The 17859-nt window shown below is 45.6% G+C and carries 14 protein-coding genes; 5 read left to right on the top strand and 9 right to left on the bottom strand.

What is annotated here, in order from left to right; translation table 11 throughout:
• Positions 1 to 5 precede the first annotated feature (5 nt).
• Together msbA and DYB02_RS06255 are read right to left on the bottom strand one after the other, a co-directional pair.
• Complete coding sequence (gene msbA, locus DYB02_RS06260) at positions 6 to 1754, bottom strand: lipid A ABC transporter ATP-binding protein/permease MsbA (protein ID WP_015296464.1); 1749 nt, start codon at positions 1752 to 1754, stop codon at positions 6 to 8.
• A 31-nt stretch (positions 1755 to 1785) separates the two neighbouring features.
• On the bottom strand, positions 1786 to 4044 hold the full coding sequence (locus DYB02_RS06255; RefSeq protein ID WP_029804268.1) for a DNA internalization-related competence protein ComEC/Rec2: 2259 nt from the start codon (positions 4042 to 4044) through the stop codon (positions 1786 to 1788).
• An 8-nt stretch (positions 4045 to 4052) separates the two neighbouring features.
• Between DYB02_RS06255 and DYB02_RS06250 the strand changes: the two genes are divergently transcribed.
• On the top strand, positions 4053 to 4562 hold the full coding sequence (locus DYB02_RS06250) for a DUF2062 domain-containing protein (protein ID WP_005456245.1): 510 nt from the start codon (positions 4053 to 4055) through the stop codon (positions 4560 to 4562).
• 204 nt (positions 4563 to 4766) lie between these two features.
• Here the strand turns inward: DYB02_RS06250 and lolE are convergent, their stop codons facing one another.
• From lolE to lolC, 3 genes are read right to left on the bottom strand one after another with little or no spacing between them, the layout of a single operon-like run.
• Entirely contained in the window at positions 4767 to 6011 is a 1245-nt protein-coding gene (lolE, locus tag DYB02_RS06245; RefSeq protein ID WP_015296461.1) for a lipoprotein-releasing ABC transporter permease subunit LolE, read from the bottom strand.
• 2 nt (positions 6012 to 6013) lie between these two features.
• Positions 6014 to 6721, bottom strand: a complete 708-nt coding sequence (lolD, locus tag DYB02_RS06240) for a lipoprotein-releasing ABC transporter ATP-binding protein LolD (RefSeq protein WP_023585383.1) — start codon at positions 6719 to 6721, stop codon at positions 6014 to 6016.
• Entirely contained in the window at positions 6714 to 7922 is a 1209-nt protein-coding gene (gene lolC / locus DYB02_RS06235; RefSeq protein WP_029785234.1) for a lipoprotein-releasing ABC transporter permease subunit LolC, read from the bottom strand. Before lolC ends, lolD begins: the two co-directional genes overlap by 8 nt.
• 264 nt (positions 7923 to 8186) lie before the next feature.
• Here lolC and DYB02_RS06230 point away from each other — a divergent pair, with 264 nt between their 5' ends.
• The 4 genes from DYB02_RS06230 (at position 8187) to DYB02_RS06215 (ending at position 13758) form a co-directional block, all read left to right on the top strand.
• The gene (locus tag DYB02_RS06230) at positions 8187 to 8756 is read left to right on the top strand and encodes a PilZ domain-containing protein (RefSeq protein ID WP_029804270.1); all 570 of its coding nucleotides are present in this window, start codon (positions 8187 to 8189) and stop codon (positions 8754 to 8756) included.
• Positions 8757 to 8761: 5 nt separating this feature from the next.
• A complete protein-coding gene (gene mfd, locus DYB02_RS06225) occupies positions 8762 to 12223 on the top strand; it encodes a transcription-repair coupling factor (protein ID WP_029804272.1) in 3462 nt (1153 codons plus the stop codon).
• Positions 12224 to 12230: 7 nt separating this feature from the next.
• Positions 12231 to 12998, top strand: a complete 768-nt coding sequence (locus DYB02_RS06220) for a peptidoglycan binding protein CsiV (protein ID WP_021449347.1) — start codon at positions 12231 to 12233, stop codon at positions 12996 to 12998.
• 211 nt (positions 12999 to 13209) lie between these two features.
• Positions 13210 to 13758 carry a GNAT family N-acetyltransferase gene (locus DYB02_RS06215; RefSeq protein ID WP_005481806.1) on the top strand — a complete coding sequence of 183 codons (549 nt, stop codon included), beginning with the start codon at positions 13210 to 13212 and terminating at the stop codon, positions 13756 to 13758.
• 129 nt (positions 13759 to 13887) lie between these two features.
• Here DYB02_RS06215 and DYB02_RS06210 read toward each other — a convergent pair whose 3' ends face one another.
• From DYB02_RS06210 to lpoB, 4 genes are all read right to left on the bottom strand, one after another.
• Positions 13888 to 15177 carry an NAD(P)/FAD-dependent oxidoreductase gene (locus DYB02_RS06210; RefSeq protein WP_005456272.1) on the bottom strand — a complete coding sequence of 430 codons (1290 nt, stop codon included), beginning with the start codon at positions 15175 to 15177 and terminating at the stop codon, positions 13888 to 13890.
• Between the two features lie 536 nt (positions 15178 to 15713).
• Positions 15714 to 16253 (bottom strand): alpha/beta hydrolase YcfP, encoded by a 540-nt coding sequence (ycfP, locus tag DYB02_RS06200; protein WP_005456278.1) that lies wholly within the window; start codon positions 16251 to 16253, stop codon positions 15714 to 15716.
• A gap of 74 nt (positions 16254 to 16327) precedes the next feature.
• Positions 16328 to 17209, bottom strand: a complete 882-nt coding sequence (thiK, locus tag DYB02_RS06195; RefSeq protein ID WP_029846337.1) for a thiamine kinase — start codon at positions 17207 to 17209, stop codon at positions 16328 to 16330.
• Positions 17210 to 17233: 24 nt separating this feature from the next.
• Positions 17234 to 17824 (bottom strand): penicillin-binding protein activator LpoB, encoded by a 591-nt coding sequence (gene lpoB, locus DYB02_RS06190; RefSeq protein ID WP_005456187.1) that lies wholly within the window; start codon positions 17822 to 17824, stop codon positions 17234 to 17236.
• Between the last annotated feature and the right edge of the window lie 35 nt (positions 17825 to 17859).

The raw sequence follows: 17859 nt of genomic DNA, 5'->3' as shown, positions 1-17859 counted from the left end.
AGTAACTATTCGCCAAACTGGATGCGATGAAGTTGAGCGTAAGCGCCATTCTTAGCAATCAAGTCTGCGTGATTACCTCGTTCAATAATGGCACCGTCGTCTACGACTAGAATCTCATCGGCTTTTTCGATCGTTGACAAGCGGTGAGCAATCACCAACACGGTTTTATCTTTCTGCAGCTCATCTAATGCAGCTTGGATGGCACGCTCAGATTCCGTATCCAGAGCAGAGGTTGCTTCGTCAAGAATCAATACAGGCGCATCACGCAGCAACGCCCGAGCAATAGCTACACGTTGGCGCTGACCACCAGATAAGCTCGCGCCGTTTTCGCCGATCATGGTATCTAAACCATTTTCCATCTTATTGATGAATTCCATTGCGTGAGCCAGCTTCGCTGCATGCTCAATATCACTGCGCTGGTACTTATCTTCCGTCGCGTAAGCAATGTTATTTGCTATGGTGTCATTGAAAAGATGTACGTTTTGCGAAACCAACGCAAACTGCTCGCGCAAGTTCTTCAATTCGTAGTCACGAATATCACGGCCATCTAATGTAATCGAACCACTGTCCACGTCATAAAAACGGTTAAACAAGTTCGCAATGGTACTTTTACCTGAACCTGAACGCCCCACTAGAGCGACCGTTTTACCTCGAGGAATATCAAAACTGACATGCTCTAGAGCCGGCTTTTCTGAACCTACATACGTGAAGCTGACATCTTTCACAGATACATCACCCTTCGCACGCTCAACCGTGTATTTACCTTCGTTTTTCTCTGGTTCTAAATCGATCAGAGCAAACAAAGTTTGGCTTGCTGCCATACCACGTTGGAACTGAGAAGTTACGTTTGTCAGTGCTTTAAGTGGGCGCATCAAACCAAACATCGCAGAAAAGACCACGGTAAAAGTACCCGGAGTCAGCTGCTCTTTGATTGAATCAATGCTTGCCAGATAAAGAACAGCAACAATCGCAAATGATGCAATCATTTGAATGATTGGGTTTGCCGCAGCCTGAGCCGTTACCAACTTCATGCTTTGTTGACGCATTTGGTTGCTGACTTTATCAAAACGTTGACGTTCAATGTCTTGACCACCGTAGCTCAATACGACTTTGTGCCCTTTTAACATTTGCTCAGCCGATGCGGTCACATTACCCATCATCGTTTGCATGTTCTTAGAGATTTTTCTGAATCGCTTAGAAACGACACCAATACCCCAAGCAACCACAGGCGCTACAGCAAACAGCACTAATGACAACTGCCAGCTGTTGTAAAACATCAGAACAAGCAAACCAATAATGCTTGCGCCTTCACGTACGATGCTCACTAACGCTTGGCTCGTCGCCGCAGAGACTTGCTCTGAATCGTAAGTGATTCGAGAAAGCAAGTTACCCGTTTTTTCTTTGTCAAAGTACGATACAGGCATGTGCATAAAGTGATTAAACACCATGCGTCGTACTAGCATCACCACATTGCCAGAGACCCAACTCAAACAATACGTGGAGACAAAACCACTCGTGCCACGAATGAACATCATGACAAATATAATTAAAGGAAGTGTACGTAGAAAATCAGAATCCGCATTACCAAAACCTTCATCGAGAAGCGGTTTTAGTAGAGAAATCATATAAGTATCAGAGATAGCATTAATCACTAATGCAATGACGGCAACGATAAGGCCAGACTTGTAAAGGCGGATAAATTGCCAAAGACGTTTAAACGTCTGCCAAGTCGTTTCATCAGTATTTATCGACATAGAAGTGCTTTATTTTCTTACAGTAAGACTCTTATTCTACTCGGTTACGCAGCATCTGCCTATACCAAGGCTCAATTGTCTCACGACGTTTACTTTCAAAACGCCAGTTATTGCCATCAAGTAAGATTGTTATTTGGCCATCACTTCCAGTGTCTAACCAACTAACACCACTGTCGGTATAGGCCTGAACGACTTCAGGTGCGGGCATTCCCCACTGGTTTAGTTTTGCCGTTGAAGCAATAGCCAAACTAGGCTCAACAACTTTGATAAACTTAGGGTTAGAAGAGGTTTTGCTTCCATGATGCGGCACTAGCATTACATCACTGCGCAGCTTTTCTGGCTCTCGAAGCAGTATCCATTCGCTGATGGCTTCGATATCACCAGTAAACAACATTTTAAAACCTGTACTAGGGTCTTCCAGACTGATGACACAAGAGTGGGGGTTGTATGCACGTACAACAGGTTTAGGAGGCCAAAGTACCTCAATGTTCAACCCTTGCCACTTCCACTTCTCAGCAGCAATACAAGGCTGATAATGTAAAAAGCTCTGGCTACTTAGTTTGTTTTTAGGTGAAAAGTACTGTTCTATCACTTTTCGGCCGCCAGCATGGTCATTATCGGCATGACTTAAAATCATCGTATCGACACTTGAGTAGCCTCTGCGGTGCAGTACTGGCGTAATCACTTGCTCAGCTATACTGCCGTTTTGCCAAGCCTTGCCCGTATCATAGAGTAAAACTCTCCCTTCTTTTTCAACCAGTACCGCCAACCCATGCCCGACATCAAGTACATCAATACGCCAAGTTTGGTTATATTGCTTAGGAAACAACCCGGTCATCACAACAATTACACAGACAAACATCCAAACGTAACGAGGCATAACATGTCTTAAAACGAGCACGACACTCACTACAGCAATAACAAATGTCCACTCGGCACTAATGGGTTGCCAAGTTCCTATGGCATATCGAACCGACCAACTTAGTGGCACAAGGAATACGTCAAGCAAATACCATAGAACCGTCGCCAACATAGGAAAGAGCAATGACGCGATTAAAGCAGCAAACATGATTGGAACGACAACAAAGCCAAACCAAGGAATGAAAACCAAATTGTAGACTAAAGAAGACCAGCTAAATCCAGAGAAAAAATAGCCACTGATCGGGACAATCAATAAGCTCAGTATCAGTTGAGTCAACAGAAGTATCCGCAACTTTCCCAAACGACCTTCCTTCGAGTCTTGCACTGTGTTAACCGCAAACAAAACGGCACCAACGGATAAATAAGACAGCCAAAAACTCAAACTAAAAGAAGCAAAAGGTTGGAAGAAAAGTTGCAACGCCACAGCCAATAACAGTACGCGCCATGGACTCCAATGAACAAGCCAATACTTCAAAGCAAGATAGATGATACAAACAGAAACGGCTCGGGTCGTCGGCAAAGAAAAATCAGCAAGCCAAGCGTAAACAATGGCAAACGCCAACCCACTCACTGATGGCAGAAACCAATATCGCGGCATAGCAAGCCGAATAAGCCCACCAAGGGCGAGCCCAAACGTCAATGCCATCCCAATGTGTAGACCAGAAATTGATACAAGATGCAGTAATCCGCTGTCACGCAGAGACTGCCAATCCTCTTTGGTAAGCCCAGTGCGATCAGCAAAAACCAGTGCTTTAATTAGAGCAAAATGCTCAAGGCGAGAAATATCACGCTCAACAGTTTGAATAATAGCTTCGCGCCAAGACGAAGAAGTACGAATGACCCAGTATGAATCTTTAGTTACGACCGCTCTTGCAACAACACCATTTCCCATTGACTGCTTTTCTGCGTCGAAACCCGCTTCATTTCTGAGGCCGATAATGGGCTTAATCAAAACGTTAGTCGTAAACTCACTGTTAACAGCTAGTGGGAATGGCGTTATAAGGCGGACTTTAGGTTTAAGAAAAGGTAACAGAGTGTGAGTATTCACTTGTTTTATCGCTACGACACCTTCATATCCGTGACTTATTTGCGTAAAAGAGCTGTCAACTCTACCAATTATGGTACTATTCTCACCTGCTTGAAAAAGGGCTTGTCTCTGATACTCCATAATATTGCCGTGGACGATGACAACCATAAAGCCCACAATTACGCCTATGCTAATTAAGCCTCGACGTAATTTAATTATTGAGCCAGTGGTAATTATTCCCAGCAGCAACCAACGCCAATCCGGCATCGTCGGCCACCATGCAGACGAAATTACGCTCGCGACAAATAACGCCAAGGTCCAACTTTTTTCTAAGAGAGTCATGTCGTCCTATGCCTAGAAAGCTGATAAAACGCTTCATGCCTGATCACGAAGTGATCAAACGCCAAAAAGCATTGAAGGTCTTCGGCAATGTGTTATACAACCCGAACCTTTGGTGCTTAAACCGTCGCTCTGCGTCAGGTGCTTTTGCCGTTGGCCTATTTATGGCGTTTGTCCCGCTTCCGAGCCAGATGATTATGTCTGCAGGTTTAGCCATTTTAATGGGCGTAAATTTACCTCTGTCAGTCGCTCTCGTTTGGGTCAGCAACCCTATTACCATGCCAGTCTTGTTTTACTTTGCTTACAAGCTCGGTGCATGGGTCATGCATGTTCCACCTCAGCCATTCCATTTTGAGCTATCTTGGGACTTTATCATGCAACAGATGAGCACGATTGGGCCTCCATTCCTATTGGGGTGCGCAATTTGCGGTGTGGGTTCTGCGATCATTGGTTATTTCGGTATTCGCGGATTGTGGCGCTACTCTGTCGTTCGCAGTTGGCAAAAACGAAAAGTAAGATAAGCGGATAAGACGCTAAAATCATTCGTTGCGACATGGCTTGAGGTTCAAACGACAATAAAGCTGAAACGAAATGTAAGCAAAGAATGAAAAGATGCTAATGAATACAAAAAAGGACCATGAAAGGTCCTTTTCTGTATCTAGAGTACTTAGCAAAATAAGTCATCGCTAGCAACGATGTCTACGAGGCTAGCTTTCCTTCCTTCGCTACTTAGCACTCAAAACTGCGGCAGGGTTCAGTTTCGCTGCACGAGAAGCTGGGTACCAAGTGGCCAATAGGCTTAATACTATAGCGGTGGTCGACACCAATGCGACGTCAGGCCAATGCAACTGCGATGGAAGAAAGTCCACAAAGTAGATGTCACCCGATAAAAACTGGTGTCCTATTAAGCCTTCAAGCCCCTTAATGATTGGAGTTAAATTCAACGCAACCAACACACCAACAAGGCTACCGACAAGGCTACCAAACACTCCAGAGAAGACGCCCTGCCAAACGAAAATACGTTTAATCAGACCATCTTTTGCCCCCATCGTACGCAAAATCGCGATCTCTGCTGCGCGGTCCTTCACCGCCATCATCAATGTCGAGACGATATTGAAACACGCCACACCAATCACTAATACCATGACTAAATACATGATCGTGCGTACCAACTGAATGTCACGGTAGAGAAAGCCAAACTGCTGCTGCCAACTCTTCAAATATACGTACACATTCACTAGGTTGCCGACTTCTCGAACGATCGAAGGCGCATCAAGAACATCATCGGTTTTTAGAGAAATTCCAGTTACGCCGTCTCCTAAACGAGCGTATTGCTGCGCATCCGCCAGCGGAACTAAAGCCAATGAATGATCAATTTGGCCGTTCAACGTCAAAAAGCCCGCCACTTTGACGCGCACACGTTTCGGCGCTTGAACTTTATTTGTGCCACCCGTTTGAGGAATCATCAACGTGACGTAGTCACCGACTTGCACCTTCAACTCATTTGCAACTCCTCGACCTAAAATCACTTGTTGTTGGCCTGAGTAAAAGTTTTGCCACGCCTCTGGATCAATAAAGTCAGACATGCTCGACACCGCTTGCTCATACGCAGGATCCACACCACGCACTTCAATCGCCTTTAGTTTACTGCCTTTTTCGGCTAAACCTGTAAAGCGGACGTACGGTGCGGCAGCAACGACATGCTCATGTTGCAGCGCTTGGTTCATCGTCTTGGTGTAGTTCTGCAGTGGCCCGTTAACCCCTTCTAACTCACCATGAGGAATCACGGACAACACACGCGACTGAAGCTCACGCTCAAAACCATTCATCGCCGAAAGGCCAATGATGATCACCGCCACGCCTACTGCAATACCAATGGTTGAAGAAAGAGAAATGAACGACACCATTTTGTTGCGCTTTTTCGCACGGCTAAAGCGTCCACCAATCATCAATGCTAAAGAAGAGAACAAAACTAGCCCTCCACCGATGCAGATTTGGTCATCAAACGATCCACCAGAAGGCCATCTTGCATGTGCATCTGACGGTCCATTTTTGCTGCGAGTTCGTTGTCATGCGTCACCACCAAAAAGGCGATGTTCGACTCTTTGTTTAGTTCACGCATCAAATCGTAAATCGCCAAAGCCGTATTATGATCCAGATTACCAGTTGGTTCGTCAGCCAAAACTAAGTCAGGCTTGTTCACAAGAGCACGAGCAATGGCCACGCGCTGGCGCTCACCACCAGACAGCTCTGATGGGCGGTGATCCATACGATGGCTCAAGCCCACTTTCTCAAGCAGCGCTTTTGCCGCCTGTTTAGCTTCTGTCACTTTAATACCGCCAATCAGCAGTGGCATTGCGACATTTTCGAGCGCCGTAAAATCAGCAAGTAAGTGGTGAAATTGATACACAAAACCAAGATGTTTGTTGCGAAGAGCAGCCTGTTTATTGGAGCTTAACGCTGATAGGTTCTGCCCTAAAAAATCCACTTCACCTTGCGTAGCGTCGTCCAATGCGCCAAGGATATGAAGCAGCGTACTCTTACCAGAGCCCGATGAGCCAACAATAGAAACGAGCTCACCTTTATCGATATCAAAGCTCACGCCTTTCAACACTTCCGTATCCAAGGAACCTTCTCGGTATACTTTACGAATATCACGACATTCTAATAGCTTATTCATAGCGAAGTGCCTCAGCAGGTTTAACAGAAGATGCTCGGTAAGAAGGATAAACAGTAGCAGCCAGACTCAGAGCAATCGCTAGCACTACCACTAATAGAATTTGGAAAGAATCAATCACAATTGGCAAATGCCCGCCAAAGCTGAACAGAGCCACGCCAGCCGATTCCAAAATGGCGTTGAGGTTGAGTGACAACGCCACGCCAACCGCTCCGCCGACAATAGCCCCAATCACACCACTACTTGCGCCTTGCACCATGAAAATCGTCATGACTTGCGATTGCGTCATACCCTGCGTTTTCAAAATCGCGACTTCAGATTGTTTTTCCATCACCACCATGATCAAAGCAGAAATGATGTTAAACGCTGCAACGCCGACAATGAGCCCCAGCATTAAGCCCATCATGTTCTTTTCCATTTTCACAGCTTGGAAAAGCTCACCACGTTGTACACGCCAATCACTCCACTGCCACCCTTCAGGCATCGGTTTATCAGCGAAATCCGTCACCATAAATGGGTCAGAGAAAAACACTCGCCAGCCAGATACGGTATCTTTGGGCAGGCGCATTAACTTAGCTGCATCCGCCATATTGACGATCATAAGCTGACCATCGACATCCGAACCGGTATTAAAAATACCAGCCACTGTGAAGTTGCGCTGACTAGGGATTCGACCAAGAGGGGTAAACTGCGTGGCGTTTGTCACCATTAAACGAACTTTGTCGCCAATAGAAACCTTAAGAGAGCGCGCTAAACTGTGGCCAAGAAACACTTTGTACTCTCCCGCTTGAAGAGAAGACAAACGACCCGCAATCAAATGGTTGGCAATCGGGTCGCCTTTCTTAGGCTCAATCCCAATCAAATAACCTGCCGTCAGTTGTGCCGAACTTTGAATTACCGCCTCTCCGCGAACAACAGGTTCTGGCTCAGCAACATCCGACATCGCTTGAATGAATTGCGGCGCAGACTCCGTCAGTGGAGTGCGACCATCATGTTGAGAAATCACCGCGTGAGGAAGAACACCAAGAATGCGCTCTTTCAGTTGTGCTTCGAATCCGTTCATAACCGAAAGCACAGTGACCAACGCCATCACACCGATCGTGATGCCCGCCGTCGACATATAAGAAACAAATCGGCTAAACCTATCTCCGGAGCGTCCCCGAAGATATCTCAAGCCAATAAACAAAGAGATAGGATGATACATACAGGACAAACCAACTGGTTTTCTAATAAGGGCGATTGACCCTAGTTCTAAATAATAAGAGTTATCTTACCTTACTCTTCTCATGAAGAAGACAAGATAATCGCTAAATTTGTCAACGACATGCAATAAGTCTGCATTTAGGGCAAAAAGTTCAAACGCAGTAGTGGTAAACTTGATAACTTCATTCAGTTAGCGATAATCAGTGCCCTATCCCTCTTATTATTCGTGAAATAAGAGTGCTCGCTGGCAACAAAGGACCGATTTATGACAGAGCAAGAATACTTCACCGTTCACCATAACCTCACCATTAACGTGGAAGCCTTGGGGACCGATTTTGCTTTGCCAGACGAAGAAACGTTTGTGTCAGAAATTCCTGCGCCTTTTATTGTCGCAAGCGAGTTCAGCCACTTAGATACATTGGCAGATAACGCACGCCTAGAGCTGCAAAATAAAGAGCTTAAACACGTTATTAGTTTGCTCGATACGCAAAACTCAAAGCTCAACTTACTGCTGAGCTTTATGTTATCTCAACAAGATGATATTTCGGTTCGCTTCCAGACCACTCAATTTGGTGCAAGTCAGTTGAGTTACCGCTCATCAAGCCCAGTAGAAACGGGCCAATTTGTCCGAGTAAAACTCTTTCTTGACCATCCTGCTGCGGCAATTTACTGCTACGCTCAAGTCGTAGAGTGTGTCGCCTCTGAGCAAGGGTTCGTCGTCACTCTTAGATATAAAATGCTCAGAGAAGCAGACCAAGATTTGCTCATTAAAGCCGCTTTATATCAACAACAAAAACTTTTACGTCAGCGCTCACTGGAGCGAGATAAAAAATAACTCCTATGACCAAAGCAACGATACTTTCCGTCACCAATCCAACTGAGCGTGGCGACAAAAAACAACTTGGCAACTTACCCGGTGCAGCGCTGCCACTCGCCATTGCCGAACTGGCCAAGCAGCATTCAAGTCACTCACTACTGGTTGTGCCAGATCCGCAGATCGCGTTGAAACTGCAAGCAGAAATCGAACAGTTTACCGACCAACCGGTAAGCCTTTTCCCAGATTGGGAAACGTTGCCATACGACAATTTTTCTCCACACCAAGAGATCATTTCTGACCGTATTGCTCGCCTATACCAACTGCCGAATCAACGTGGCGGTGTCACTATCGTGCCAGTCAGCACTGTTCTTCAGCGCCAATCTCCGCGAGATTTTTTGTTACAGCACACACTAATGGTCAAAACAGGCGATAATTTCTCGCTAGAAAACCTGAGAGTGCAACTAGAGAACTCGGGTTACCGTCACGTAGACCAAGTATTTGGGCCGGGTGAATACGCGAGCCGAGGTTCGATTCTCGACTTATTCCCGATGGGCAGTGCTGATCCTTACCGTATTGACTTTTTCGATGATGAGATCGACACCATTCGCACTTTCGATCCAGAAAACCAGCGTTCTATTGAAGACATTCAGCAAATCCAATTACTGCCTGCGCATGAATTCCCAACGACGAAAGAAGCGATTGAAGATTTCCGTACTCGTTGGCGCACCCAGTTTGAGGCGAGACGCGAGCCAGAATCCATCTACATGCAAGTCACCAAAGGAACGTGGCCGGCAGGCATTGAATACTGGCAACCGCTGTTCTTCGACCATACCGAAACCCTGTTCGACTACTTACCTGAAGATTCGCAGCTGATCACATACGGCGACATTGAAGCAGCCGTCGACACATTCTTAAATGACGTCGAGTATCGCTACGATCAAAAGAAAATTGATCCTCTGCGTCCACTTCTTGCCCCACACGATTTGTGGCTCAAGAAAGACGAATTGTTTGCACACTTCAAACAACTTCCTCAGGCACAGCTCAGCCCAGAGAAAGTAGTGAAACGTGCTGGCCGCCAAAACTTAGCGGTACAAACACTGGCAGAACTTGGCGTTCAACAGCAAAACAAAGAGCCATTGTCTCGTCTTCGCCAATTCAGCGAACAATTTACGGGCAAAATCATCTTTTCCGTGGAATCAGAAGGTCGACGCGAAGCCCTGACTGAACTTTTGCAAGGCATCAAAGTTCGCCCAGTGGTGCAAGAATCGCTGTATCACGCTTTGGAGTCAGACCACCGTTTCACGTTGATTCTTGGTTCAGCAGAACACGGCTTTATTCATGACGAGCTGAATTTCGCGCTGATATGCGAAAGTGACTTGCTTGGCGATCGCGTAATTCAACGCCGTCGCAAAGACAAAAAAGCCGTCAACAGTGACACTGTTATTCGCCACCTTGCCGAGCTGAAACCAGGTCAACCTGTTGTTCATATAGACCACGGTATCGGTCGCTACATTGGTCTGCAAACCCTTGAAGCGGGGGGAATGAAAACCGAGTATGTGACGCTTGAATATCAAAACGACGCCAAACTTTATGTTCCCGTTTCCTCGCTAAACTTGATCAGCCGTTACTCTGGCGGCGCTGAAGAAACGGCTCCTCTGCACAAACTTGGCGGTGAAGCGTGGTCGAAAGCACGTCGAAAAGCAGCTGAGAAAGTACGCGATGTTGCAGCAGAGCTACTTGATGTATACGCGAAGCGTGAGCTAAAACCGGGCTTTAAATTTGCCTTAGATCGTGGCCAATACGCGACCTTCAAAGCAACATTCCCGTTTGAAGAAACCGATGATCAAGCCATGGCAATCAACGCGGTACTTTCCGATATGTGCCAAGCAAAAGCCATGGATCGCTTGGTGTGTGGTGACGTTGGTTTTGGTAAAACAGAAGTTGCCATGCGTGCGGCCTTTGTTGCTACGGACAACAGCAAACAAGTTGCCGTACTCGTGCCAACAACCCTGCTTGCTCAGCAGCATTTTGAAAACTTCCGTGACCGCTTCGCGAACTTGCCAATCCGAGTCGAGGTGCTTTCTCGCTTTAAATCAGCCAAAGAGCAAAAAGTGATTTTGCAAGATGTGGCGGATGGCAAAGTTGATATCGTCGTCGGTACGCACAAATTGCTCTCCAGCGACATCAAATTCAAAGATTTGGGTTTGTTGATCGTCGACGAAGAGCATCGCTTCGGTGTTCGTCAAAAAGAGAAAGTCAAAGCGATGCGCGCTGACGTGGACATTCTCACCCTAACGGCAACGCCGATCCCCCGTACGCTGAACATGGCAATGAGTGGTATGCGTGATTTGTCGATCATCGCCACACCACCAGCACGCCGTTTAGCTATTAAGACATTTGTTCGTGAACGTGAAGAGTCCGTGGTGCGAGAAGCCGTACTGCGTGAAATCATGCGTGGTGGTCAGGTTTACTTCCTGCACAATCAGGTCGAAACCATCGAAAAAACGGCAGAAGACTTACAAAAACTCATTCCAGAAGCCCGTATTACCGTGGCACACGGTCAAATGCGTGAACGCGAACTAGAACGTATCATGAATGATTTCTACCACCAGCGCTTTAACGTCTTGGTGTGTACCACCATCATTGAAACGGGTATCGACGTTCCGACGGCCAACACAATCATTATGGATCGTGCAGACAACCTTGGCTTGGCGCAACTGCATCAATTGCGTGGCCGTGTTGGTCGCTCTCACCATCAAGCCTATGCTTATTTGTTAACGCCACATCCAAAAGCAATGACCAAAGATGCCATTAAACGTCTCGATGCCATTGCTTCACTGGAAGACTTAGGCGCGGGCTTTACTCTGGCAACGCACGATTTGGAAATTCGTGGCGCTGGTGAACTGCTTGGTGACGAACAAAGTGGTCAAATTCAATCGGTTGGTTTTACACTGTATATGGAAATGCTTGAACAAGCAGTCGAAGCGTTGAAAGAAGGTAAAGAGCCATCATTGGATGATCTGCTTCGTGAACAAACAGAAGTGGAACTGAGAATCCCTGCGCTACTGCCTGATGATTACATTCCAGACGTCAATACGCGTCTGTCGATGTACAAACGAATTGCGAGTGTGAGCGACAGCGATGAGCTATCCGAATTAAAAGTTGAGCTGATCGACCGCTTTGGCTTACTTCCTGATGCCGCGAAGAACTTGCTGGCTGTCTCAGAATTGAAATTTGCCGCAGGTAGTATTAAAGCGAAGAAGATAGAAGCCCATGATAAAGGTGGATTTATCGAGTTTTACCCTGATGCTGACATAAATCCAGCGTATTTAGTTAAACTCCTGCAATCACAGCCGCAAAAATTTGCAATGGAAGGTCCAACTAAGTTCAAGTTTAGCGTACCATTGGCGGACCGACGTAAACGCATTCAGTTTGTACAAGACTTACTGAATGATTTTAAACAGAATTTATTACCAACGAGCTAATAGTCGAATGAGAATATTGATCCCGTTATTGCTTCTATGTGTCTCAATGCCTTCTTGGGCTGCGCGTCAATTTGATATTGAAGTAATTATTTTCAAGCGAGCAGTCGACGCTGAAAGCACTACTGAATCTTGGCCAAACCAACTGCCTAAAATCGACATGGAAAATGTCGGCAGTTTGGACAGCGAAGCCTACCGCCGCTCTAAAGGCGTAACTCTGTTACCTCGCTCTTCTTTCCGCTTAAACGCACAAGAAGCGGCGCTGAACAATCACGCCGGATTTAAAGTGCTAAAACACGTAGCATGGCGTCAAGGTGATCGAGGGAAAGCAAGCGCGCCAATCTTTCGAATTGTAGGTGGTCGTGATTTCTCTGGCTCTTACAATGCAGACGGTAGCCCGATTAATGGCAATAACAGCTACTCTAGCGACGGCTATAACGAAGAAACCATCAACGGCCCACTGTATGAGTTAGATGGCAAATTCCAAATTTACGTGCAGCATTACTTGTTTGCAGAAACCACGCTGGATTTGCGTGAACCAAGCGTTCGTGAAGTTCGCTTTGAGTCTAAATCAACTGACCAGTTGAATGATGAACTCGGTGATGTTGACGGCAACGTTCAAGTGGGTAACCTCGCAGAAATCTCACCAACGGTGACTGAAGAAACCTTCTTAAAGAGCTACCGATTGGATCAAAAACGCCGCATGAAAAGCAGCGAAACGCACTACTTAGACAACCCTCTAATGGGAATGATCATCCAAGTGCGTCGAGTTAACTAAACTTCGACAGTTCTACAAAGCGCAGCAATCGCTGCGCTTTGTTTTATCTACCACTTCATATCACCTAAACTCATTTAATCACAACCATGCCAGTAGTCACTCGGTTTGAAGCCTTAGCCTTTGAGCGAAGTAAACCCAAGCCAACAACTACAACGACCTAAGGAACGAAAGGTCATATCTCTAAAATCAGCAATGGAAGTCGTATTTGTTCATGAGCCCAGATTTTGAAATCATCACCCCTCGCCTAGCCCTTCGTCTTATCCCAGCAGATGACGCTCACTCGCTACAACGATTGCTCTCCCAATCCCCCTCTTTGCATACTTGGCTTGATTGGTGTGACGCAGAAGTCTCGCTAAAAGATGCCCAAGACTTTCTACTAGCAACACGTTTAAATTGGGTCAAAACGGAAGCATTTGGTTTCGGTATTTATGATAGAGATAGCAATACCTTGCTAGGAATGGCAGCCGTGAATGAGCTTTACCATACGTTTAATATGGCGAGTATTGGTTATTGGGTGGCAGACCGTTACCAAAGACAAGGCTACGCTCAAGAGGCGATTAAAGCGTTGGCAGAATTTTGTTTTGCGAAACTGAGCTTAACGCGTATTGAAATCGTTTGTGATCCTGATAACAACGCCAGCCAAGCTTTGATCGAATCCGTTGGAGCCAAAAAAGAAGCCATCGCCAGAAATCGATTTATTTTCCATGGCAAACCAAAAGATGGCGTCGTGTATTCACTTCTGCCAACTGATTTGCTGTAAGACAGCGGTAAGCGTTGGAAGGTGTCAGTCTTATTTGGGACGGGACAAAATAGAAATAAAAAGCCACCGACTTGCGGTGGCTTTTTCTATTCTATGGTTTCAACACTGAAACTGGCTGAATCGCCGATATTAGTGAAGCTTAAGGTTTGGACGCAATACACGGTTAATGCGGCCAACCAGCATCATCAAGCCTGTTTTGAACACGCCGTGAAGTGCCATCAAGTGCATGCGGTATAGTGAGATATAAACAACACGTGCAATACGGCCTTCAACCATCATCGACCCTTTGGTTAAGTTGCCCATCAAGCTACCTACTGTAGAGAAGCGGCTTAGAGACACTAAAGAACCATGGTCTTTGTACACATAGTTTTTCAACTCACGACCATTTAGCTTCGCCACAATGTTGCTGAACGCTTGGCTAGCCATTTGGTGCGCAGCTTGCGCACGAGGTGGCACAAATGAGCCGTCTGGTTGTGTGCATTGCGCCAAGTCGCCGATAACAAAAATATCGTCATCGCGCGTTGTTTGCAGTGTTCCTTTCACAACCAATTGGTTAATACGGTTTGTTTCTAGACCTGCAATGTCTTTGATGAAATCAGGTGCTTTGATACCCGCAGCCCAAACCATGATTTGCGCAGGAATCTTTTCGCCATCTTTGGTAGTTAGGCCGTCTTTCTCCGCCTTAGTCACCATCGTTGCTGTACGAACGTTTACACCCAGCTTAACAAGCTCTTGATGCGCCGCAGACGAAATACGTGGTGGCAATGCAGGAAGAATGCGCTCGCCCGCTTCAATCAGGTTAACATTCAGCTTGCTTGAATCTAGATCACCAAATCCGTAAGTGCGAAGTTCTTTCACGGCATTGTGCAGCTCAGCCGATAGCTCAACGCCCGTTGCACCAGCACCAACGATCGCGATATCCACTGTACCATTACCGTTTTTCGCATGCAGCTTTAGGAACTCATTGTTCATTTCTGTACGGAAACGGTGCGCTTGTTCTGGGCTATCTAGGAAAATACAGTTTTCTCGAACGCCTGGAGTGTTGAAATCGTTCGATGTTGAACCAATCGCCATCACTAGAAGATCGTATTCTAGCTCGCGGCTTGGCATAAGAAGTTCACCGTGCTCGTCTTTCAGCTCACTTAAAATGATCACTTTACGTTCACGGTCGATGTCTTGAAGGCTACCCATTTGGAAATCGAAGCTATGGTTTTTCGCATGAGCACGGTAGCTCAAAGCGTCAACACCTTCGTCCAAAGAACCCGTTGCAACTTCATGCAACAGTGGTTTCCACAAGTGGCTCGCTTTACGGTCTACTAGCGTAATTTGCGCACGGTTCTTACGACCAAGAGTACGGCCAAGCTTAGTCGCCAACTCAAGGCCACCAGCACCGCCGCCTACAACGATAATGCGTGTCACAATGATTTTCCTCTACAAAAATGAATATATGGGGTTCAGCCCGATGTCTCACTTACAGCAAATCTGCAGTAAAACATCCAACCGATGAATTCTTGGTTCTTAGAGGTGTCTCAGCTTGTTTGGATTAAAACGGATGCCTATGTTTTTCGTTGTTATTACTGTTTGTTCATTGGGCATCATTTACATCGCCTGAAACATACGATTCCAGACAAAAGTGGGCAAGTTTCTCACTCGCTCTCAATTTTTTTTGATATTTATCAAATTATTTTAGTCTGGTTCATTATATAGAGCCATCCTTTGAAGGCAACCAAAATCCTTACTCTGGATGCGGATTGACTACTTTTCGACTACTCTACAACAAGGTATTCGTGCCACATAGTTCATCAGTAAGAAAACCATAGAAAGAACACAATATTCTTGCCTTTAAACGGCTGAAAATGTGAGCTGGAGTAATCCAGCAAAAAGCGAAATGGGACAGATAGAAAAACAGCACTGCAAGCAGTGCTGTTTAAATCGTAAACAATGAGTTTTGCATACTAGGTATTTTTGAACTCTTTCATCGCTTGAAGATGCTGAGAGATTTTCTTGAACTTATGTGACTGCGATTCATCCCAGATGATGTCGTAGTGCTTTTCTAACTCAGAAGCCGTTTTTGTATTGTCATGAATTTCATCTTCTTTCGACAAAATCACTAAACAGCGCCCTTGGTTTTTAGCTCTGAACTGATCTACACACTTCGTTGCAATATCTTCGTATTCTTCTGGGCGATCGATGCGACCAGCCATGGTGTTTTCTGGATGTAAGTTCGGATTGAACATCACTTGCTTAATACCACACAAGAAACCAATACGTTCAGACCAATACCCACCCAGGCCAACCCCACAGATAAGTGGATTAGGATCATCAGATTGATCGATAACCTTCGACACTTCTTTTAGCAGGTGCTGCATGTCATGTTTAGGATGAAGCGTGCTGTAATTAATGAAACGAACATCGTCATCGATGAACTGTAGTTGAAGAACTTTTTCGTGGTTACCTGGGCTTGTACTATCAAAGCCGTGCAAGTAAATAATCATGTGTACCTCTCCCTGTAAAATCTGGTACTTTTTTTAAAACTACCACTATTTCCTTACTGATAAAGGGGAAAACGTCACGAGTTCTCAAAACAGTGATCTTCTAAACACAATAAATCTTTAAACTCTTGCGCACTGTTTAAGTATTGTTCATCTCCCCACAATTTATAAGCAAGCAAGTACCAAAGCATTGCCATCACTAAAGTGCGGGGTTGCCACGCTTTTACTCCTTCAAGCCAAACTGAGGTATTTTCAATATTTCGAATCTGGCAATAGCGTTCAACCGACTCTTCTATTGGCGAATCGGTAATTTGCAAAATGAGCGTTAAATCTAATCTTGGATCTGCAAGGCTTGCGTACTCCCAATCAATGACTTTCACGCCCTGCTCTCCCCGAACTAGGTTGTAACACCCCAAATCAAAGTGACACAGCGCTAACGGAATTTGCTCAACACTAGGTTCAGAACGCCACTGTTTGTACAGGGTTTCAAATTCCGAACCGACGTACTTTCCTTCTAACTCCAACCAATAATGATCAATTCGCGAGATGTAAGAAAATGGCACAACAGGTATGGAGCTCGAATGGTATTGATGAATGGTCGCCGCGATGGGTAAGAGCTCTTCCAACTCGATGCCATCTTTTGTCAGCGTGATCCCATAGATCCACTCCACTAACAGCCCTTGCTCATGAACGAAGATCGGCTTTGGCCCGAGATTTAGCGGCTCGATCGCATGAAGAACTTGATACTCGTTATGACGAGAGATAGAAAAAGCCTTGCATACGTTGCTGGTCGGTCGCCAGACATAAGCAAGGCCTTGAGAAGATTCCAACCGCCAACAGCGGTTGGTGAGCCCGCCGGTGACGGTTTGCACCTTCACCGGTGGTTCTGAAAAGAAGCCATCTAACGCATTTAAGCTCGGATCTAATTGTTTTGCTTGTTGCCAAGAAAACCACGCCATTGATGACTTCTCCATTATGGTCAATTAAAGGCCAAATAGGCTCTTAGATTGCTCTTTGCGGATTTCTGTTTCATCAGCCCATTCGATTAGGCCTGTTTCCAAATCCATCAAACGCATTGTCATTTTGTAGTATACATCTTTATCGCTACCTGCATTTTTCACGATGCTAGAAAGGTTACCGTAAAGCATGTATTGCGCACCGACCATTTTACCAAACTGAATTGCTGTACTTTGGTTAACAAGCTCGTCCGTATTTTGGAAGTTAAGTTGCTCACGAACCGATTCTACGCGGTCCATATCAACAAAGCGGAATTTGCCTGAGTTCAGCATTTTAGTTGAGATGGTATCAGTGATCGATTCAGTGTCGATGTGCTCACTGGTTTTGTTCTTGATTCGCTCAACAAACACGATTGGACGTTGGTCACGAGTAATTGCAGCTACTGAACCTGACATCATCATGCTGTCTACCATCTCGCCAGCAATTTTTTGTAGGTCCGTCGAACCGAAATCGATGGTTGTGGTTTCAGTCGCTTGTGAATCACCGTAAGAGACTTTGTTAGAACAACCACCCAAAATAACGGCTAGACCTAAAAGAGCAATAATACTTTTTTTCATGAGAGTTCCTTAGTTATATCAATACCAGCGCATGT

Origin of the sequence: Vibrio parahaemolyticus (genome assembly GCF_900460535.1) — a bacterium.
Classification (GTDB): Bacteria; Pseudomonadota; Gammaproteobacteria; order Enterobacterales; family Vibrionaceae; genus Vibrio; species Vibrio parahaemolyticus.
The sequence above is the reverse complement of the archived record's forward strand: the minus strand, read 5'-3'. Positions and strand labels throughout refer to the sequence as shown.

Coding starts and splice junctions, on each gene's coding strand:
- lolC (WP_029785234.1), bottom strand. CDS start 7,922: ATGTATCATCCTATCTCTTTGTTTATTGGCTTGAGATATCTTCGGGGA.
- ycfP (WP_005456278.1), bottom strand. CDS start 16,253: ATGATTATTTACTTGCACGGCTTTGATAGTACAAGCCCAGGTAACCAC.
- lpoB (WP_005456187.1), bottom strand. CDS start 17,824: ATGAAAAAAAGTATTATTGCTCTTTTAGGTCTAGCCGTTATTTTGGGT.
- msbA (WP_015296464.1), bottom strand. CDS start 1,754: ATGTCGATAAATACTGATGAAACGACTTGGCAGACGTTTAAACGTCTT.
- mfd (WP_029804272.1), top strand. CDS start 8,762: ATGACCAAAGCAACGATACTTTCCGTCACCAATCCAACTGAGCGTGGC.
- DYB02_RS06215 (WP_005481806.1), top strand. CDS start 13,210: ATGAGCCCAGATTTTGAAATCATCACCCCTCGCCTAGCCCTTCGTCTT.
- DYB02_RS06250 (WP_005456245.1), top strand. CDS start 4,053: ATGCCTAGAAAGCTGATAAAACGCTTCATGCCTGATCACGAAGTGATC.
- DYB02_RS06220 (WP_021449347.1), top strand. CDS start 12,231: ATGAGAATATTGATCCCGTTATTGCTTCTATGTGTCTCAATGCCTTCT.
- DYB02_RS06230 (WP_029804270.1), top strand. CDS start 8,187: ATGACAGAGCAAGAATACTTCACCGTTCACCATAACCTCACCATTAAC.
- lolD (WP_023585383.1), bottom strand. CDS start 6,721: ATGAATAAGCTATTAGAATGTCGTGATATTCGTAAAGTATACCGAGAA.
- DYB02_RS06255 (WP_029804268.1), bottom strand. CDS start 4,044: ATGACTCTCTTAGAAAAAAGTTGGACCTTGGCGTTATTTGTCGCGAGC.
- thiK (WP_029846337.1), bottom strand. CDS start 17,209: ATGGCGTGGTTTTCTTGGCAACAAGCAAAACAATTAGATCCGAGCTTA.